Below are 17,827 nucleotides of genomic sequence, written 5' to 3' on the forward strand. Positions count from 1 at the left end.
AACATGTTGATTCACGACTACGCCGCCTTTACAATATGGAAAACCCGTAATCGGGAGCTGGAACGGAAGCTGGAGCTTCAGCGCCTGGCCGAGAACGGCGCCGCCCGCGCCGCGCGCCCCTACTCTCTTCTCTCGTTTCTCCGCGCCCTCAAGCGCAAGTGACCCGATCGGCCCCGGGGGTGAGCCCGTTTGGATTTGACCTATCTTAGAAGCTTTATGGAGATCGCACGGTGTCAAAGCTTCACGAAGGCAGCCGAGAATCTCGGCTACGTACAATCGAGCGTTACGGCCCACATTCAGAAGCTGGAGAACGAGTACGGCGTCGTTCTGTTCGAGAGATACGGACGATCGATGCGGCTGACGTCCGCCGGCGAACAGCTCCATCACATTTTCTCCCAAATTCTGTCGTTGTACGACGATTCCAAGCATTTGATCTCGCGGCAAGTGACCGGCCATCTCCATATCGGAACGATCGAGTCGCTCATCGGTTTTTTCCTGCCGCCGGTATTCCACAGGTTCCGCGAGTCGTTCCCGCAGCTCAGCCTGCAGGCGCTGTCGCTGCCGGAGACGACCATTCTGCAGCAGATCCGGACGGGCGAGCTCGACCTCGGCGTCATTATGGACCGGCCGGTCCGCGATGAGGATATCGAAGCGATCGCGCTGCGCCGGGAACCGCTCGTGCTGATCGCGGAGCCGGGACATCCGCTTGCGGGCGGAACGGCGATCCGGATCGAAGACCTTCACCATCAATCCTATGTGGCGACCGAGAGCACGTGCACGTACCGGGCCGCGTTCGAGAAGCTGCTGGCGGAACGCGGGGTCGAGTACCGGATTCATCACGAATTCGGCAGCGTGGAGGCGATCAAGCAGTTCGTCGGATACGGATTCGGGATCGGCTTGCTGCCCCGGATCGCCGTCCGGCGCGAGCTGGCCGAAGGCAGGCTGATCGAGCTTCCGTTCCCGGCCGAGGAATTCGTCTTCCATACCCAAATCGTGATCCACCGCAAAAAATGGAAAAACCCCGCGACCCGCCATCTCATTGAGCTGTTGACGGAAGCCGCGTCGGACGACAAGAGGCCGTGCCCCTAAATGATGAAGGGGCCGGCCTCTTGCTTTTGGCGGCTGCCTGCCGCATTAACGATCCGACCGGACCAAGCCGACGGTCCGCTCCCGTTTGCGGCGGTCCAGGGCATCGTCCGGCTCCTCCGCGAAGTTGAGCTCGTCCGACACCAGATATAGCGGGCGGCGCTTCGCTTCCTCGTAGGTGCGTCCGATATATTCGCCCAGCACGCCGAGCAGCGTGAGCGTCAGACCGTGAAACAGCAGGCTGATGACGATCATCGACGCCCAGCCTTGCAGCGTATGGTGCGTGAACAGCCGCTCGTACAGCACGACGAGCAAATAGACGAACCCGGCCGCCGACATCAGAAATCCGAGCACGCCCGCGAATTTAAGCGGCTTCGTGGAGAACGACGTGATCGCGTCGAGCGACAGCCGGACCATTTTGCGAAGCGGGTATTTCGTCTCGCCCGCAAACCTCTCGTCCCGTACGTATTCGACCGACGTCTGACGGAAGCCGGCCCAGCTGACCATCCCGCGGATGAACCGGCTCTGCTCCCGCATCCGGCCGAGCGCGTCGCACACCTTGCGGTCCATGAGCCGGAAGTCGCCCGTGTCGACCGGGATGTTCACCGAGGTCATCGACCGCAGCAGCCGGTAGAACGCCGCCGCGGTCATTTTTTTGAAGAACGACTCGCCCCGCCGCGCGATCCGCTGCCCGTAAACGACGTCGTAGCCTTCCCGCCACTTCGCGATCATCTCGGGAATGAGCTCCGGCGGGTCCTGCAAATCCGCGTCGATCAGCACGACGACCCGGCCGGACGAATAGTCCATGCCGGCGGTAACCGCGATCTGGTGGCCGAAGTTGCGCGAGAAATCCACCATCTTCACGCTTGGATCGGCCTTGCCGAGCTCCCTGACGATGTTCGCCGTCCGGTCCCGGCTGCCGTCGTTGACGAAGACGAGCTCGTACTTCTCCCCGATCGGGTCCAGCGCTTGCTTCAGCCTGCCGTACGTCGCCTCGATGACCTCTTCTTCGTTGAACATCGGAACCACGACCGACAAAAATACGGGTTCGCCCATTTTCAATCCCCTTTGCTTGATCGCCGCATATGGTCCGCTCCCGTCAGAAGCCCCAGCTCGGCAGCCAGCGGATGCCGAAGTTCATCCACTCCCGGCTGATCGTCATGCCCGTGAGCACCGGATAGAACCAGACGAGAAGGACGGCGGCCCCGAAGACGAAGAGCCAGGTGAATTCCCGGCCGTATCGCCATCTCTCCTCGATGAACCGCAGCATCCAGACGATCGACAGGATGAGAAGCGGAACCATCGGGAAGTAGTGGTACAGGAACGTGATGCTTCGCGGCGCCACCATCCACGGAACGTAGAACGACAAGTACATGACCGCGACCGTCAGCACGATCCGGTCGCGCCGGATCGTCCCGATCACCCAGGAAGCGAGCATGGCGAGCAAGCCGACCCACCAGATGAGCGGGTTGCCGATCGCGGCGATGCTCTGCGCGTCTCCCGGCGCCAGATCCTTGCCGCCGTAATACCAGACCGGGCGGATCATGAACGGCCACGTATACCATTTGGACGAATACGGATGCTTTTCCTTTACGCCTTTATGGTAATCATACATGTTTTTCTGGTACTGCCACAAATCCTTGTAGCTGTCGTTCGCCTGGGTCGCTTTGAGAAACGGAATGTAAGACGTCGCGTAGATGGCGACGGGTATGGCCCCGAACAGCACCAGCGCCGCCAGCAGCGTCAGAATGCCGCGCCGGGCGCGACCGCTCTCTCCGTCGCGTTTCGCTTCGCGGATATGCCGCGCGAGCGCCAGGAAGAACAGAATGGCCAGTCCGGCGCCGCCGTACAGGTAATTCCACTTGACTGCCGACGCGCAGCCGAAGAAGAAGCCCGACAGCGCCAGCCAGCCGAGGCCTCGCCCGAAGCCGCCGGCGCGCCACCTCGCCTCTCCGTACCGGAACATCGCGTACCACATGACGATCGTAAACGTGACGCCGAATATGTCGACGTTGGCCATCCGCGAATGCACGAGATGAAAGCCTTCGAACAGCAGCAGAAGCGTGCCGACGAACGCGTAACGCGTCCGCCTGAACATCCCCTTGAGCATCATGTAGAAAACGGGCACCATTGCGGTTCCGCAGACGGCGGCCATGAACCGCCAGCCGTACGGGGTCATGCCGAACCACTTGACGCCGAGGGCGAGAATGTCCTTGCCGAGCGGCGGATGCGTATTCTCGTAGGGCTCCATGCCCTCGATGAATTCGTATGCCGTGCGGCCGTGGTAGATCTCGTCGAAGTACATGCTGTTCCGGTAATCCGGCCGGTAAGGCGCTTCGGATTGCTCGTCGAATACCTGCTCCCCGCCTCCTTCGGAAGTGCTTCCTTTGAGATCGAGCGGCGTAATGGAGGCGATTGGAATCGGCGTCTGCGCGCTCTTGTCGAAGAACGCCGCTTCATACAGCCGGAACCCGGTGCTGACGACGGTATACCTCATGTAGCGGGCTTCCACCGTCTTGTCCTGCAGCATCCAGGTGAACACGCGGCTCGTCTTATGTTCCACGTCTTCATAGGTTTGCCAGTTTATGCCGTCCGCAGAATACTCGATCTTGCTTTTGCCGGTCGCGCCGGGTCCTTCGTACAGATTGAGCCGGTCGACCTGGCGAAGCTCGCCGAAGTCGACGACGAACCCTTCTCCCGAGACGCCGGGCTTCCAGAAAGTCTGCGGCGCGGACCGATTTCCCAGATCGTGAAATGAGGCCAGTGCGGATACCAATGTCAAAATCGCGACGAGAAGCCAGTCGATTCTCGTCCAGCGTCGGCTTCTTCGTTCGTCCGATTCGCCCGTCCCCCATCCGAACGGGTACGAGCGACCGTCTGTTCTCCAGTCCATCTTCGTCCTCGCCTTCTCCAAACAGTCTGTCCCTATTGTAGTCGAAAGCGCGATTGGCGGAAAGTCCCAGTCGGGACAAGCGCCGGCTGGTTCACCCGGGGGCAGCGGGGGTAAAGAAAAAATAGCCGCACATCCCAAAGCATCAGCGGCCTAATCGCTCCCGAAGGGAGGAGAAGCGGATGTGGGGAATCGTCGTCAGCGTGCTGATGGCCATCTTGATCGGCTTCATCGGGGATTCGCTCGTTCGCAGCCGAATGCCCGGCGGCGTCTTCGGATCGATGATCGCCGGATTCGCCGGCGCCTGGCTCGGAACGTTGCTCCTGGGCGTTTGGGGACCGGTCATCGCGGGCTTCGCGGTCGTTCCGGCCATCATCGGCTCCGCTCTGTTCGTCTTCCTGCTCGGCTTGCTCGGCCAAGCATTGAGCAGGTCGGCGTAATCCCAATTCCGGCGGAATTCCCGCCGCAAGGAGGTAATGGATATGGCAGAATCCAAAAGCATGCTCAAAGGCGTCCTCGTCGGGGGCGCCGTCGGAGCGGCCGCCGCGCTGCTCCTGGCCCCGAAGTCCGGACGGGAGCTCCGGCAGGATATTCGCGATAAGTATCGGCAGACGTCGGACAAGGCGAAGACGCTCGTGACTAACGCGACCGAGAAGACGAAGGAGATCGTCAGCCATGTGGGGCAAAGAGCTTCGGAAGTGGCCGACAAAACCCAATCCGTCGTTCGCGCGGTCAAGGACGAAGCCGAAAACCGCGCCCCGTCGCAAACGCCAAACTAATTCATGCGACCGGCGTGCAAGGCCGCCCCGAGAGATCGGGGCTTGGCCTTGTTTGCGCGAAATCGCAAGAGGAGGGTGCTGAGCATGACGGACAAACCGCCGCAAGCGGACGAACCCGGCAAACGGTCGGACGGAGGAGGCGAACATGCGGTTCGGCCCTACTCTCCCGAATCGGACGAACGCCCGTCCTGGCCGCTCCCCACGCGCCCCGTTCAGGATGCCGAGAACGGCTCGATGGTGCAGGATTTCGCCGATCTGCAGCGTCTGGGGCATGAGATGGAACGGATCAAAACCGGCGCCGAGCTGCGCCGGGAAGGGCTCGTGCCCGACCCGCAGCAGGAATGATTCGCGCACAGGCGCGATTCCCTGCCGCGCTTGTGCCGCCAAGCGCGGGCTTCTTCGCGCGAATTCATGCTCGCCCATGCCGGCCAAGCGTGCGGGTTCTCCTTGCTGCCCTACTCTCCCGCGCCGGCCGCCGTGTGCGACTTCTCTCTTTTGCTGCCCCGCTCGCCCGGGCCGGCCGTGTGCGACTTCTCTCTTTTGCTGCCCCGCTCGCCCGGGCCGGCCGCTTACGGCTTCTTCTGGCTGCTCCTACTCGACCCGCGCCGGCCGTGTGCGACTCTCTTTGCTGCCCGCCTGCTCGCCCGTTACGCCGGCCGTTTTGCCGTAAAGTCCCCCTTGCGGATTCGTTCCGTCAGAGGCCGGACCCTTCCCATCAACCGGCTCTTTCCGTTCGTTTCTCCGTTATCCGCCACGGACTCAGCGCCCTACTCGACGCTTTTCATACGCTCCCTTATTCCCCCTTCCTAACGCGTGCAAGTTCTTATATTGAACTTAGGGACTCGTACGGAAGGCGCAGGACTGCTGCATATGCACGCCATGAACTTAGAGACGCGTTCGAGTGGCACAGGGCGGCTGCAAGTGTACCTCATGAACTTAGGGACGCGTTCCGGAGGAGCAGGGCGACTGCAAGTGCACGCCATGAACTTAGGGACGCATTCGAGTGACACAGTGCGGCTGCATGTGCACGCAATGAACTTAGGGCCGCGTTCGAGTGGCACAAATCGGCTGCATGTGTACGTCATGAACTTAGGGCCGCGTTCGAGAGACACAGTGCGGCTGCATTTGTACGTCATGAACTTAGGGACGCGTTCGAGAGACACAGTGCGGCTGCATGTGTACCTCATGAACTTAGAGACGCGTTCGAGAGACACAGTGCGGCTGCAAGTGTACCTCATGAACTTAGGGACGCTTTCGAGTGGCACAGGGCGGCTGCATGTGCACGCCATGAACTCAGAGCGGGCGCAAGTTCCCCTTCCCGCACGCGCCCCTTTTCCCAAACGAACAAATCCGCCTCCTAAGAGGCGGACCTGGAAAGCTCTCTATTTCCGATTTTTCGACGGAGATCTTGGCGACGGATTCTCTAGAGCGAGAGGTACATGTCGTAGATGCGGGCTTCCTGATCCAACAGCGCCCGGAGCTCCGCTTCCGACAGCCTCAGCTCGAGAATATTGGCGACCGGCAGCGGCGGCATGTCCGTCTTCTGCAGCTCTCCGCCGTTCAAATGATAGCCGTATTCCCGTGCAACCGTGTACAACTGGCAAAAACGATGGGCCGCCTGGATGGCGCGCTCTTCCGACTCGTACTCGGCTAGCTGATTGCCGGAACCTAGCGGATTGCTGCGAACGGAGATGCTCAGCTTATAGACGCCCTGGTTCTCGCGAACGACAATGTCGCTCTCGAAGCAACGGAGTTCATATTGGATACCCATCTTTTCCACCGTCCTTAGACTCATTGGGATTTGATGCGTACCGATTATTACCCCGAGGAAGCCGATTGAAACAGCCCGTCCGAAAATAAATAAAGTCCGCCTTCGCCTGAACGGCAGCCGGCCGGACTTTACGTTTCTTCCTTTTCCATGGGCTACGACTCCCGTTCCGGGCGGGACAGCAGCCGCTTCAATTGATCGATGGCTCTTCGCTGGATGCGGGACACGCTCATCTGCGAGACCCCCATGCGGTCCGCGACGTTCCTCTGCGAGAAGCCTTCCACGTAAAGCAGCTTCAGCACGGTGCGTTCCTCCGGCTTCAGCAGCTCCATCGCCTGTTCCAGATCGATTCTTCGGTCGACGCCCTCGTAATCGTCCGCCTGCGAGCCGATCAGCTCCCCCAGCGTCGCGGTGTTGTCTTCCTCGGAGATCGGCGTGTCCAGCGACACGTAATGGTACAGTTCTCTGCCGGCCAGCACCTCCAGCGTCTCTTCCAGATCCATCTCGAGATGCTGCGCGATCTCTTCCACGCTCGGCGAACGCTCCAGCTGAACGGTCAGCTCGTCGATCGTCTGCTGCACGGTCAAGCCCTTCTCCTTGATCCTTCGCGGAACTTGAATATACCAGGACTTGTCGCGCAGAAAATTTTTCATCTGGCCGATGATGCTCTTCATCGCATAGGGCTCGAAAGGCATGCCGAGCTCCGGATCGAACTGGCCGAGCAAGCGGAAGAGCGACATCTGGCCGACCTGGAACAGATCCTCTTGCAGGTCCGGCCTGCTGCGCGAGATTTTGCGGGCAGCCATTCGGACGAGCGGCTCGTAATAGCGCACCAGTTCCTCGGCCAGTTCCTTGGAAAGAGTCCTTTGGTAAGCGAGCAGCATCTCCATGCCGTCGTCGGGCAGACGGGCGGCTTGGTCCGTCTTTACGCTCATACTTTTTCGACCGTCATTCGTCGTTTGGTAAGAACCACGGTCGTTCCTTGTTCCGTGTTCACTTCGACGCTGTCCATCAAAGCCTGCATCAGGTACAGGCCCAATCCGCCCGACTGGATCTCCTCGATGGACTTCCCGTGCAAGCTCGAAGCATGCCGGTGCGGCCCGGGTTCGAAGCTTCCGCCCTGATCCCGCACCGAGATCCGCAGCATCTCGTCGTCTGCCGCGGCGAATATAATCTCGACGGTGCCGCTCTCCTCTTCCCCGTAAGCGTGAAGAACGGCGTTATTGCACGCTTCGGACACCGCGACCTTCATATCCTCGATTTCCTCGTACGAAAAATTCATCTTGGCGGCGATCCCGTATAACGTCAGGCGGACCAAATCCACGTATTCGGGCTTCGCAGGTACCGTCAACGTTACGTTCGCTTCTTTTTTCATGATAGGTTGATCCCGTTCCTTTCCTATTGGTTGTTGGTGGGGTTCGTCGTTTCTCCCGATTGCTCCGCGGCCGACAGAAACGGGGAGATGCCCGTCATGTCGAACAGCTTGCGCACCGAATCGGGCACTTCCTCCACGGCAAAAGGAGCGCTTCGCGCGTGCCGGGCTTTGAGAACGCCGATCAGAATCCCGATTCCGGTGCTGTCGATATACTTCAAGTCCCGCAGATTCAGCACGAGCCTTCGGTCGCTCTGCTGCATCAACGGCTCCATCGCCGTTCTCATCTGCGAAGCCACTTCCAGATCCAGCTCGCCGGCAATATGGACAACGGTCGCCCCGTCTCGATTTTCCGTTCGAAAAGTCAATTTGTCCGTTTGCATGTGCACCCGAAACCCCTTTCCCATAATGGCTTACCCGTCCGTTTTACCCGATTCGTCCCGTTCTGAAACAAACTGCGCCGGGCCGCGAATCGTTTCGGCGAACGGCCCGGCGGGTAAACGATAATCAACAGCTTCATATCCAATTTACCATGCGAGGAGCTGATGTGCGATGCGTCAAGCCCAAGTGGAAATCGAACGCCGCGAAATCGAACGCAAATCGAATTCCGGCGTAATCTGGTCGGCGCTGATCCGGTACGCGGCTTACTTAATTATGTTATTCGGCATTTTGTACTTTCTCGTGCAGTATGTCATTCCGATGATTCGTTAACGGCTTCGGTCGGCCGCCGGAATGCCGTTTAAGGTAATTTTTCGGCAAAATGGCGCATACTTGGATCAGACCGCGACAACCCCGTCCGTTCGGACGGGGTTGCCGTCGGCTTTTGCCGCATTCGGAAATTATCGGAACAGGAGGAACCCGCCCTGAGCTTGTCATTCGGTTCGCTGTACTGGCCTTACACGGCGGAGACCCGCCTGCGCCCCCATCCCCCCTTGTCCCGGACCGACGAGAGTACCGTCCTGGTCGTGGGCGGAGGCATGTCGGGCGTCATCTGCGCTTATACGCTGGCGAAAAGCGGCATCGACACCATCCTGATCGAACGGGAGACGGTCGCTTCCGGAAGCACTTCCGCCAATACCGGCCTCATTCAGTACGCCAACGACATCATGCTGTCGGAACTGGCGGATCGGATCGGCGAGACGGATGCCGTTCGCTTCTATCGCGCTTGCAAGGATGCGATCGAGCATCTGGTTTTGCTCGCGGAGACGCTGCCCGGAGACGTCGGGCTCAAGCGAAGAAGCAGCTTGTACTTCGCCAGCTCGGAGAAGGATATGCCGGCCCTGCGCCGCGAATTCGACATGCTGGACAGCCACGGCTTCGGTACCGAATGGTGGGACGCTTCCGATATCGCCTCCGCATTTCCATTCCGGAAAGAGGGAGGAATCGTCACCCACGGAGACGCGGAGATCAATCCGTTCCGGTTCGTGACGTCGCTGGCCGAAGCCGCCGTCGCGGCCGGCTTGCGGATATACGAGCATACGCCGCTGGTCTCGGTCTCGGGGAAGAAAGGAAGCTACGTCGTCCGGGCCGGTCAAGGCGAGATCCGCGCCGGGCGCATCGTCTACGCCGTCGGCTACACGCCCGAAGCCGCCGGCGGGCGGTGGCTGCGGGCGAAGCTTCACCGGTCGTACGCGATCGTGACGAAGCCGCTGCCCTCGCTGGCCTCGTGGCATCAGCGGTTCATGCTGTGGGAAACCGCCCGGCCGTACTTGTACGCCCGGACGACGGCGGACGGAAGGATCATTGCCGGCGGATTGGACGAGAACATCCGGCAGCCGGTCGGCAAAGCTTCCGAAGTCAGGCAACGCTCGGACCGGCTGCTCGAGGAGATTCGGAAGCTGTTCCCGAATCTGAATCCGGAGCTGGAGTTCGAATGGTGCGCCACGTTCGGGGAATCGGCCGACGGCCTGCCCTGGCTGGGAGAAGATCCCGAGCGGCCCGGCCAATATTACTGCCTCGGCTACGGGGGCAACGGGACCGTCTACAGCATGATCGGGGCACAGCTGATTCGGGATCTGGCGATCGGCGCGGACAACCCGATCGCCCCCATCGTGCGGCCCGATCGTCCCGTTGTTCCCGCAACGGCAAACTCTGTTTGAAGAAAGCGGTCCTAAAGATGCGCTAACCGCGGTCTCGGTCCTTGGTCCTCGAATCTTGGAACCCGAATCTTGGAACTTGAATCTCCCACATTAGCTCTCGGCCAATGGCCCTCAAGCCCGCTTTTCTCTCCCCACGGCCAGGCCCAAAGCCTGCAAAAATGCAGGTTTTGGGCCTCTGCTTATGATCAGTGCTTCGCAAAACTGCAAAAGTGCAGGCTTTATTCGGCTCATCGGCTCATTTCAAGGGAGTCCGAAATAAAAGCCTGTATTTTTGCAGGTATTTCCCCGGAAATTGTCGACATCGGTTCGAATTCCTGCAGTTTTGCAGTTTTTCGATGGGGAATACATTCGCAGAGGGAGCTAAGCGGAACAAGCATTTGATTGGGGCGCTCGCAGAGGGAAACTAAGCGGAACAAGCGCTTGGTTGAGGCGCTCGCACGGGAGTCAAGCGGATCCTTGCTCGGGCAGAGCATCCGTAAGCGGCCCGGGCGGAGCAAGCGCTTGGCAGCGGCGATCCCGCCCGGCATGCTGCAAGCCGCGCAACGAAACAGGCTGTTCCGCCCCTGCCTCGCAAGGGTGGAACAGCCTGTTCGGCTTTTAACGGCTTTGCCTTATTGAAGCACGCGCTTCGCGCCGGCGTCGCGCATGGGGGATTCCTCACCGCCATGTTCGGACTCCGCCATCAGCAGGTACTTTCCTTGCCCGAGCGCTTCCGAGCACTCGTCGGCGAAGTGCGACGGCACGCCCATCTCCTCGACGAGCCGTTCGGAGTCCTCCCCGGGATCCGCATAGGCCAACCCGAACGCGGCGATCGGCGCGGTCCCTCCCGTCGTTCCCGACGATTGGCTCGTTCCGTACCAGGCCGCGGCGGGAAGGATCACCGCCTCGTCATTGAGCGCACCGTCGCGCTCCGAGCGTTCGGCCGTCTCCCGCAGCCCGGCCACTTCCTCCATCGGCACCTCCGCCTTCGCAGAGAGCAGCGGGGCGTCCTCATCGTTTTTGACGATGACCCGAAGCTGTCCCTCTTCCAGGCCGGACGCCCGAAGCCGATCGATCGCTTCCAGCACTTGATCTTCCTGTTCGAATATACCGATTGTCCGTGTCATAGCAAGGCCTCCTCGGTGCGATAGTGGGCGGCGCTGCCAAGCCCGCCCCTTATCATCCACTATACCCCTGAGCGGCCGGTTTGAACCGCGAAGGATCCGCACCCCCCAAGTCTGTCAGCGGACTTTGCGGTACACGCGATGCTCGTCGCTCCAGATCTCGTAACGGCCCGCGAGCCGGGTGAACGCCACCGATTCCTTGCCGCCAAGAATAAGGAATCCCCCGTCCGCCAGGCTCTCGTACAGCAGCGCATGAACGCGGTCCCGCAAATCCGAGTTGAAGTAAATCATGACGTTGCGGCAGAAAATGACGTGGAATTCGTTAAACGAACGGTCCGTCACCAGGTTGTGCTCGGCGAAGACGATGCGGTCCGCGATCGACGGCTTCAGCCGGAAGACGCCGCCTGCCTCCCCGTAATAGGCGGCGATGGACTGAGCGCCGCCGGAGTCCTCATAGTTCCGCTCGTATGCTTCCATCCGGTCCGGCGGAACGACGCCTTCCCGGGCCCGCTGGAGCGCCTGCCGGCTAATGTCGGTCGCGTAAATGCGCGAATGGTCCAGCAGCCCCTTCTCGTCCATCACGATCGCGCTGGAGTACGCTTCCTCCCCGGAGGCGCAGCCCGCGTGCCAGATGCGGACGAAAGGAAGCTTGGCCAGCTCGGGCGCGACTTTTCCGCGAAAAAAACGGAACATGCCGGGGTCCCGGAAAAGCTCGGTCACGGGAATGACCAGATCGCCCAGCAGCCGCTCGAACGCATCGCGGTCGTGAAGGACGAGATGCTGGAGCATCGAGATCGTGCCGAGCTGCTCCATCGTCGCCCGATGCCAGATTCTTCTCCGCATCGAAGGATAAGAATAATTGCGGAAGTCGTGGCCGTAACGGTTGAATACCGCTTCGAGAAGAAGCCGAATCTCCAGCTTCTCCAGCTGTTCGTCGTATTCCGGCCAGACGCCGTCCTCGAACTTCATCGCGATAGCCACACTTTCAACAAAGATAACAACTGATCGACCATGACGGGCTTGGCCAAGTAATCCGACGCCCCCGCCCGCATGCTCTTGTCCCGGTCTTCCTTCATCGCTTTGGCCGTCAGCGCGATGACCGGCAAGCTTCTCCACTTCGGATTGCTCCGGATCAGCGTCATCGCCTCGAATCCGTCCATCTCCGGCATCATGATATCCATCAGCACGAGGTCGATCCCCGGATGGTCTTCCAGACGTTCGAGCGCCTCTCTGCCGTTCTCGGCCGGAACCACTTCGATCTGGTAGTGATTGAGCAGGCTGGTCAGCGAGAAAACGTTGCGCGGATCGTCGTCGACCAGCAAGATGGTCTTCCCCGCCAGCGGCGATTCCGACCGCGGCTTGGCGGACGGGAACCGCTTCTCCGGTTCGGACTGCGGCGCCTGAGGCTCGACAACGGGGAGCGGCGATTCAGGCGGCGCAAGCCCGGGAGGTTCCTGCGCGGCGGCGGAGATCTCGTCTCCGAAGCTCGACGGGGGCGGACCTCCCGCAAACGGGGATCCGTCGTCCGGAAGGGAATCCGTCTTCGGACAGCGCACCGGAAGCAGCAGGGAGAACCGGCTGCCCCGGCCCGGCTCGCTGTCCAGCTCGATCCGGCCCCCGAGCAGCCTCGCGAGCTCCCGGCTGATCGTAAGGCCCAGGCCGGTGCCGCCGAATTTCCGGCTCGTCGTGCCGTCCGCCTGGCGAAACGCCTCGAAGACGATCTCCCGCTTGTCCTTCGGGATGCCGATCCCCGTGTCTTCGACTTCGAAGACGACCAGCGGCTCTCCCTTCTTTTCGCCGCCGGGCGATGCCGTCTCTTCCGTTCCCGGCTTGACCCGGAGCGCGATCGAGCCTTCGGAGGTGAACTTGACCGCGTTCGAGAGCAAATTGCGCAAGATTTGCTTGAGCCGGTGCCCGTCCGTCGTCAGAATGCGGGGCGCTTCCGGATCGATGTCGAGTTCGAACGCCACGCCCTTTTTTTCCGCGATGGAACGGTAAACGTGCTCCAGATCGGTCGTAATATCCTCGACGAGCATTTGCTCGGCGTAGATATCCATCCTGCCGGCGTCGACTTTGGCGAGATCGAGAATCTCGTCGATCATCTTCAGCAGATCGTTGCCCGACGAGTGGATGGTGGAGACATACTCCAATTGCTTGTCGGTCAAATTGCCTTCGCTGTTGTCCGTGAGAAATTGCGACAGAATAATCAGACTGTTGAGCGGCGTCCTCAGCTCGTGGGACATGTTGGCGAGAAACTCCGATTTGTATCGGGACGCCAGAGACAGCTGCATCGCCCGACGCTCCAGCTCGGCATTGGCGCTGGCGATCTCGTGGTTTTTGCGTTCCGACTGGCGGTTCTGCTCTTCCAGCGCCAGCGTCTTGACGGTCAGCTCCTGGTTCGTATGCTCCAGTTCCTCCTGCTGGCGCTGCAGCCGCTCTTCCGAACGCTTCAGGCGCTCGGCGTGAAGCTCCAGCTTCTCGTTCGTCTCCCGGAGTTCTTCCTGCTGGGTGATCAGCTCTTCGGATTGCGCCTGCAGCTCCTCGGTCATCGACTGCGATTCCCTCAGCAGTTCCTCCACCCGGTAGCGCGATTGAATGTTCATGACGATGTAGGCGAACTTCTCGCTGATCCGCTCCAACAGCTCGCGCTGCAGCTCTCCGATCGGCGCCAGATAGGCCAGCTCGACGATGCCGATCGTCCGGCCGTCCGCTTTCACGGGCTGCAGGTAGAGCTGGACCGGCTCCGTCTCGCCGAGGCCGGAACGAATCGGCATATAATCCGGCGGCAAAGGCTCCACGGTCATCGGCTCGCCGTTCAGCGCGCATTGGCCGACGAGCCCTTCCCCGATTTCGATCGTCGCTTGCCCGCCCGCGGTACGCTCCGAACCGGAATAGGCGTAAGTGCCGTAACGATATAGGCGGCCCGGCATCGAATTTCCGCCGTTATCCAGCAAGTATAGCGCTCCGTAAGCCGCGCCCAGCACGGGCGAGAAGCCCTCGATGAACGATTGGGACACCGCTTTGAGATCCGAGACGTCCCTCAGCAGTTCGGCCGTCCGGGCCGTCTGCGAATCGATCCATGCCCGCTGCTCCTTGGACCGGTTGTACTGCGCTTCCCGTTCGTTCTTCTCCTGCAAGTCGAGGGCGATCTGCTGGAAAACCCGCGCCAGTTCCCCGAGTTCGTCGGTCGCCTTGATCTCCAGCCGCCGGAACCCTTTCAGCCTTCCCTGGCTGAACTTGCGGGCCATCAGCGTGAGCAGATTCAGTCCGCTCGTGATGTTCGGGAATACCCACAGGATCACGCCCAGACCGAGGAACAGACCGATCACGGTCAGCACCGCCACCCAACGGATCGAACCGGCGTACATCTCGCGGGTCTGCGCCACTTCCTGCTCCATCATCTTCTGCTCGAACGTGACCATGGCGTCCAGCGAGCCGACGATGTTATCCTGGCTTGTCCGGCCGGCGCCGTTATTCAGCTCCGAAGCCTCCTGATTCTTTCCCTCCGCTGCCAGCGAGCTGAACCGTTCGAGAAAACCGACGTAACTCTCGCTGTCCCGGCTGACCTGGTCCAGCAGCAGCTGCTCCTGGGGATCGAACCGGATGGCGGACAAAGTCTTGAGCTTCTCCTTGATCTCATCGATCTGCCGATCCATGTCCTCCTTGTCGGCCGATTCGCCCTTTGACGCGCTCAGCACGTCTTCGACGGATCGTCCCGCGGAATTGACCGCCCCCCTCAGATCGATGACCCCGAGAACCTTGGCGAAGCGGTCGCCGTAAAATTGGTTCATTCTGTCGTTCATGCGGCTCAGCCGGTCGTATCCGAACGTCGTGATGCCGGCCATCAGCGCCAGAAGGATGATAAAGCCGAGCATCAGCCTCGTCTTGATCTTCATGCTTCAGGCCCCCCTGGCTTGACGTCGAGCCGAACGAGGCAGCGGTCGTCGGACCTCCCCTCGAGCGACGGCCGGTCCAACAGCTCGAGAAGCTCCTGCTCGCGGCCGCCCGACCGCTCGATGCTCCTCGTCAAGCCCTCCCGTTTGTCGTCCATGTCCCCGGGGAAAAGGTCGAGCAAGCCGTCCGTATAAAGATGCAGCGCGTCTCCGGGATGGATCTCCAGCGACTCCGTCCGGATGTCCATCTCTTCGAACAGTCCGATCGGCGGCGCGGTCACCGTCAGCGTCCGGTCCGCCGATCCGTCTCCTCTCAGGATGACGCCGGGAGGATGTCCGGCATTGACGTATTCCATGACGCCGTGCTCCAGATCGATCCAAGCGCAAATGCCCGTACAATAATATTGAACGAGTTCGTTCTCGTACTGCAGTTGAAGAAGCCGGCGGTTCATCTCCGCCGCTACCCGCCGGGGGGTAATCTGGGTCCGCATCGCCTCCTTCAGCACGGAAGCGGCGAACATGCTGATCAGCGACGACGAGATGCCATGGCCCATCGCGTCCATCACGGCCACGATCAACCGGTTCCGGTCGAACGCGTGCCAAGCGTACAGATCCCCGGCAAGCTTCTCCGAAGCGCGGAAGAAGGCGCGCAGACGAAACCGTTCTTCGTCCATGTCGTTCGGCAGCACCGCTTCCTGAACCTGGCGGGCGAGCTCCAGCTCTTCCCGTACCCGCAAATCCCGCTCGCGGTGCCAGTCCAATTCGCGCTTCAACCGAAGAGCGGATCGAATCCGCGCGAGCAGTTCGATCTTGTTGATCGGCTTCGTCACGTAATCGGTCGCTCCCGCGTCCAACGCCTCCGCCAGCTTGCGCGAATCCCCGATCGCCGTCACCATGATGACCGGGATATCCTTCAGCTTCTCGTCCTGCTGCAGCACTCGGCAAGCCTGGATTCCGTCCATGTTCGGCATCATCAGGTCCAGCAGGATCAAATCGACCGACGGGCAAGGGGCTTTCTTCGCGGCCGCGCCCTCCGAACGAAGGATGCGGAACATCTCTTCGGCGGACAGGGCGGCGGTCACTTCCTCGTACCCGGAGCGCCTCAGCATCTCCTGTACGACCATAACGTTCATCGGATTATCGTCAACGATTAAAATATTCATCGGTTCAAAGTCTCCTCTGCTCCCATGTATAGTCAGCGTATCGCAGCGTCACCGCCCTGTAAAGCTTCGCATTTCTCGCAAGCGGCAAACGGGAATAAGGAATGNNCATTCCTTATTCCCGTTTGCCTCCTCCGCCGGAAGCTTTTTAATGGCGGGCCATCACGAGAACCTTGCCCCGATCCAACTCGGCTTCATAAAGCTCCGCTTCCGCGGAGCCGACTCCCATCGATTCGATCTTGCTGCGCAGCTCGTCTCCCCGCGTACGGAACAGATTGGCCATCGACTGCAGCATGCCTTCCTCGGTGATGCCGATCGTGCTCGTATCCGAAGCGTCCGCCAGCCGGTTCGTCCGAACCTCGCTGTGGGCCAGCACGTAGATTTCGTTCCCGTCGTACCCTTGCGAGCGCAGATCCCTCACGGCATCGAACGCTTCCAGTCCGTTGCTCACCAATTTGACGTAAGCTCTCATTGCGATCTCCTCCTCAAGGTGAATCGATTGGACATGCTGTCTCGCCCTTCCTTACCCATGCCTCCGCCAATTGAAACCTGCCCTTTCCTTCATGCCCGGGATCCGGGCTCGGACGCGAGCGGCCTGACCTCGTCCCGGACGCTGCGCCGCAACGCGGAAACGACCTGAAGGCCGATCTTGATCCAGGCCATCCACGGCTTCTTCGGAGCTTGAACCTCCTCCCGCACCGCGTTCGACAGCGTGTCCGCCGCTTCCTTCGCCGCGTGAACCGTCTCCTGAATGGTCGCCCCGGCTTCGCGGGCCGCCTGGAACAACGTGTCCGTCGCATGCAGCTTATCCTTCACCTGAAGGGACAGCTCGTTGACGTTGTCCGTCAGTTCCATCGTCTTGTCGCGAATCGATTCCACCGTTCCGTTTGTCTTCTCCAGCGTCGTCCGCAACGAGTCCATCGTCCGGCCGGCGCCGAGCAGCGTTTTCACGGCAAAGCCGCACAGAATGGCAAAGCTGACCGCAGCCAGCGCGGCGCTTGCCGCCAATAACGTTTGCGCGCTCATAGGTTTCTCCCCTTCCGCAGCGGATGTATGGGGGGCTTACCCTATCGTCCGCGGAACGAAACCGCCGCAGCGCCGCGTTTCATCCGGGAATGGGCGTGGTAAGGGAGGGGCAAGCCAGTCCAATCCAGACAACCGCAAAGGAGATGACCCTCATGCTGTACTGGGCAATGGTTTTTCTAGTCGTCGCAATTGTCGCCGCGATCTTCGGTTTCGGAGGCATCGTCGCCGCCGCTGCGGGAATCGCCAAAGTGCTGTTTTTCATCTTCGTCATCCTGTTCATCCTCTCCCTCATCTTCGGCCGTCGCGGCAGAGTCTGATCCAAGCTGTCGCAACAAGCGGGAATTTCCATCACGAATCGCGCAGCACGGTATCATATTCCTTCCCGCAAGACCGTATCCATGGAGAAAGAGAGCTTTCCTCTCCATGGCGCGTCATGCGCGGCGACGGATCGCCGGAGGTTGTCCGGCCTGCGGCTAAGACCGTCTTCCGGCATCGCCGACAAATTCCCAACGAAGGGTTCTATCGCGCTCAGGGGATCCGGATTCTTCCGGTCCCCGACTTTCGCATTGCCATTTCGGCCCCGGGACCGCCGCAGGTCCTCCCGATTAACACATGAAGCGGTTCGTTAGCCGCGCTTTGGAGGTGCAACGC

At 60.6% G+C, this 17,827-nt stretch carries 20 protein-coding genes; 8 read left to right on the plus strand and 12 right to left on the minus strand.

Going from position 1 to position 17,827, the window contains the following annotated elements; translation table 11 throughout:
• The first annotated feature begins 3 nt into the window (after positions 1-3).
• Positions 4-162, plus strand: coding sequence for a hypothetical protein (locus H7C18_RS13665; RefSeq protein ID WP_185129631.1), 159 nt, complete (start codon positions 4-6; stop codon positions 160-162).
• Positions 163-189: 27 nt separating this feature from the next.
• Entirely contained in the window at positions 190-1,089 is a 900-nt protein-coding gene (locus H7C18_RS13670) for a LysR family transcriptional regulator (RefSeq protein ID WP_185129632.1), read from the plus strand.
• Positions 1,090-1,134: 45 nt separating this feature from the next.
• Here H7C18_RS13670 and H7C18_RS13675 read toward each other — a convergent pair whose 3' ends face one another.
• Positions 1,135-2,142, minus strand: a complete 1,008-nt coding sequence (locus tag H7C18_RS13675; RefSeq protein ID WP_185129633.1) for a glycosyltransferase family 2 protein — start codon at positions 2,140-2,142, stop codon at positions 1,135-1,137.
• A gap of 43 nt (positions 2,143-2,185) precedes the next feature.
• Positions 2,186-3,979, minus strand: a complete 1,794-nt coding sequence (locus H7C18_RS13680) for a phospholipid carrier-dependent glycosyltransferase (RefSeq protein WP_185129634.1) — start codon at positions 3,977-3,979, stop codon at positions 2,186-2,188.
• Between the two features lie 179 nt (positions 3,980-4,158).
• Between H7C18_RS13680 and H7C18_RS13685 the strand changes: the two genes are divergently transcribed.
• From H7C18_RS13685 to H7C18_RS13695, 3 genes are all read left to right on the plus strand, one after another.
• Positions 4,159-4,416: a GlsB/YeaQ/YmgE family stress response membrane protein gene (locus H7C18_RS13685; protein WP_185129635.1), complete on the plus strand. Its 258-nt coding sequence runs from the start codon at positions 4,159-4,161 to the stop codon at positions 4,414-4,416.
• 42 nt (positions 4,417-4,458) lie between these two features.
• Positions 4,459-4,755 (plus strand): YtxH domain-containing protein, encoded by a 297-nt coding sequence (locus H7C18_RS13690; RefSeq protein ID WP_238357675.1) that lies wholly within the window; start codon positions 4,459-4,461, stop codon positions 4,753-4,755.
• A gap of 84 nt (positions 4,756-4,839) precedes the next feature.
• Entirely contained in the window at positions 4,840-5,100 is a 261-nt protein-coding gene (locus H7C18_RS13695) for a hypothetical protein (RefSeq protein ID WP_185129637.1), read from the plus strand.
• A gap of 1,078 nt (positions 5,101-6,178) precedes the next feature.
• Here the strand turns inward: H7C18_RS13695 and H7C18_RS13700 are convergent.
• The 4 genes from H7C18_RS13700 to H7C18_RS13715 form a co-directional block, all read right to left on the minus strand.
• Complete coding sequence (locus H7C18_RS13700) at positions 6,179-6,526, minus strand: hypothetical protein (protein WP_185129638.1); 348 nt, start codon at positions 6,524-6,526, stop codon at positions 6,179-6,181.
• Between the two features lie 152 nt (positions 6,527-6,678).
• The gene (locus H7C18_RS13705; RefSeq protein WP_185129639.1) at positions 6,679-7,458 is read right to left on the minus strand and encodes a sigma-70 family RNA polymerase sigma factor; all 780 of its coding nucleotides are present in this window, start codon (positions 7,456-7,458) and stop codon (positions 6,679-6,681) included.
• Positions 7,455-7,898, minus strand: coding sequence for an anti-sigma B factor RsbW (gene rsbW, locus H7C18_RS13710; RefSeq protein ID WP_185129640.1), 444 nt, complete (start codon positions 7,896-7,898; stop codon positions 7,455-7,457). The genes H7C18_RS13705 and rsbW overlap by 4 nt, the downstream gene beginning before the upstream one ends.
• 23 nt (positions 7,899-7,921) lie before the next feature.
• The gene (locus H7C18_RS13715; protein WP_185129641.1) at positions 7,922-8,278 is read right to left on the minus strand and encodes an STAS domain-containing protein; all 357 of its coding nucleotides are present in this window, start codon (positions 8,276-8,278) and stop codon (positions 7,922-7,924) included.
• Positions 8,279-8,447: 169 nt separating this feature from the next.
• Between H7C18_RS13715 and H7C18_RS13720 the strand changes: the two genes are divergently transcribed.
• The gene (locus H7C18_RS13720) at positions 8,448-8,606 is read left to right on the plus strand and encodes a hypothetical protein (RefSeq protein ID WP_185129642.1); all 159 of its coding nucleotides are present in this window, start codon (positions 8,448-8,450) and stop codon (positions 8,604-8,606) included.
• 158 nt (positions 8,607-8,764) lie between these two features.
• Positions 8,765-9,994, plus strand: coding sequence for an NAD(P)/FAD-dependent oxidoreductase (locus H7C18_RS13725; RefSeq protein WP_238357676.1), 1,230 nt, complete (start codon positions 8,765-8,767; stop codon positions 9,992-9,994).
• Between the two features lie 611 nt (positions 9,995-10,605).
• Here the strand turns inward: H7C18_RS13725 and H7C18_RS13730 are convergent.
• The 6 genes from H7C18_RS13730 to H7C18_RS13755 all read right to left on the minus strand — a co-directional run bounded on the left by H7C18_RS13730 (position 10,606) and on the right by H7C18_RS13755 (position 17,176).
• Positions 10,606-11,100 (minus strand): hypothetical protein, encoded by a 495-nt coding sequence (locus H7C18_RS13730; RefSeq protein WP_185129643.1) that lies wholly within the window; start codon positions 11,098-11,100, stop codon positions 10,606-10,608.
• Positions 11,101-11,214: 114 nt separating this feature from the next.
• On the minus strand, positions 11,215-12,066 hold the full coding sequence (locus H7C18_RS13735) for a CheR family methyltransferase (protein ID WP_185129644.1): 852 nt from the start codon (positions 12,064-12,066) through the stop codon (positions 11,215-11,217).
• Positions 12,063-14,993, minus strand: coding sequence for an ATP-binding protein (locus H7C18_RS13740; RefSeq protein WP_185129645.1), 2,931 nt, complete (start codon positions 14,991-14,993; stop codon positions 12,063-12,065). The genes H7C18_RS13735 and H7C18_RS13740 overlap by 4 nt, the downstream gene beginning before the upstream one ends.
• Positions 14,990-16,153, minus strand: a complete 1,164-nt coding sequence (locus H7C18_RS13745; RefSeq protein ID WP_185129646.1) for a PP2C family protein-serine/threonine phosphatase — start codon at positions 16,151-16,153, stop codon at positions 14,990-14,992. The genes H7C18_RS13740 and H7C18_RS13745 overlap by 4 nt, the downstream gene beginning before the upstream one ends.
• 145 nt (positions 16,154-16,298) lie before the next feature.
• Positions 16,299-16,622, minus strand: coding sequence for a YflT domain-containing protein (locus tag H7C18_RS13750; RefSeq protein WP_185129647.1), 324 nt, complete (start codon positions 16,620-16,622; stop codon positions 16,299-16,301).
• A gap of 89 nt (positions 16,623-16,711) precedes the next feature.
• On the minus strand, positions 16,712-17,176 hold the full coding sequence (locus tag H7C18_RS13755; protein ID WP_185129648.1) for a DUF948 domain-containing protein: 465 nt from the start codon (positions 17,174-17,176) through the stop codon (positions 16,712-16,714).
• A 152-nt stretch (positions 17,177-17,328) separates the two neighbouring features.
• Here H7C18_RS13755 and H7C18_RS13760 point away from each other — a divergent pair, with 152 nt between their 5' ends.
• Positions 17,329-17,493, plus strand: coding sequence for a DUF1328 domain-containing protein (locus tag H7C18_RS13760; protein WP_185129649.1), 165 nt, complete (start codon positions 17,329-17,331; stop codon positions 17,491-17,493).
• Positions 17,494-17,827 lie beyond the last annotated feature (334 nt).

This window comes from Cohnella zeiphila (genome assembly GCF_014212055.1).
Lineage (GTDB): Bacteria > Bacillota > Bacilli > Paenibacillales > Paenibacillaceae > Cohnella > Cohnella zeiphila.

Bases quoted from the DNA above. Each gene is read 5' to 3' on its own strand.
- H7C18_RS13750 (WP_185129647.1), bottom strand. From the start codon at position 16,622: ATGAGAGCTTACGTCAAATTGGTGAGCAACGGACTGGAAGCGTTCGAT.
- H7C18_RS13700 (WP_185129638.1), bottom strand. From the start codon at position 6,526: ATGGGTATCCAATATGAACTCCGTTGCTTCGAGAGCGACATTGTCGTT.
- H7C18_RS13705 (WP_185129639.1), bottom strand. From the start codon at position 7,458: ATGAGCGTAAAGACGGACCAAGCCGCCCGTCTGCCCGACGACGGCATG.
- H7C18_RS13755 (WP_185129648.1), bottom strand. From the start codon at position 17,176: ATGAGCGCGCAAACGTTATTGGCGGCAAGCGCCGCGCTGGCTGCGGTC.
- H7C18_RS13715 (WP_185129641.1), bottom strand. From the start codon at position 8,278: ATGCAAACGGACAAATTGACTTTTCGAACGGAAAATCGAGACGGGGCG.
- H7C18_RS13695 (WP_185129637.1), top strand. From the start codon at position 4,840: ATGACGGACAAACCGCCGCAAGCGGACGAACCCGGCAAACGGTCGGAC.
- H7C18_RS13720 (WP_185129642.1), top strand. From the start codon at position 8,448: ATGCGTCAAGCCCAAGTGGAAATCGAACGCCGCGAAATCGAACGCAAA.
- H7C18_RS13665 (WP_185129631.1), top strand. From the start codon at position 4: ATGTTGATTCACGACTACGCCGCCTTTACAATATGGAAAACCCGTAAT.
- H7C18_RS13745 (WP_185129646.1), bottom strand. From the start codon at position 16,153: ATGAATATTTTAATCGTTGACGATAATCCGATGAACGTTATGGTCGTA.
- H7C18_RS13730 (WP_185129643.1), bottom strand. From the start codon at position 11,100: ATGACACGGACAATCGGTATATTCGAACAGGAAGATCAAGTGCTGGAA.
- H7C18_RS13680 (WP_185129634.1), bottom strand. From the start codon at position 3,979: ATGGACTGGAGAACAGACGGTCGCTCGTACCCGTTCGGATGGGGGACG.
- rsbW (WP_185129640.1), bottom strand. From the start codon at position 7,898: ATGAAAAAAGAAGCGAACGTAACGTTGACGGTACCTGCGAAGCCCGAA.
- H7C18_RS13685 (WP_185129635.1), top strand. From the start codon at position 4,159: ATGTGGGGAATCGTCGTCAGCGTGCTGATGGCCATCTTGATCGGCTTC.
- H7C18_RS13735 (WP_185129644.1), bottom strand. From the start codon at position 12,066: ATGAAGTTCGAGGACGGCGTCTGGCCGGAATACGACGAACAGCTGGAG.
- H7C18_RS13675 (WP_185129633.1), bottom strand. From the start codon at position 2,142: ATGGGCGAACCCGTATTTTTGTCGGTCGTGGTTCCGATGTTCAACGAA.
- H7C18_RS13690 (WP_238357675.1), top strand. From the start codon at position 4,459: ATGGCAGAATCCAAAAGCATGCTCAAAGGCGTCCTCGTCGGGGGCGCC.
- H7C18_RS13740 (WP_185129645.1), bottom strand. From the start codon at position 14,993: ATGAAGATCAAGACGAGGCTGATGCTCGGCTTTATCATCCTTCTGGCG.
- H7C18_RS13760 (WP_185129649.1), top strand. From the start codon at position 17,329: ATGCTGTACTGGGCAATGGTTTTTCTAGTCGTCGCAATTGTCGCCGCG.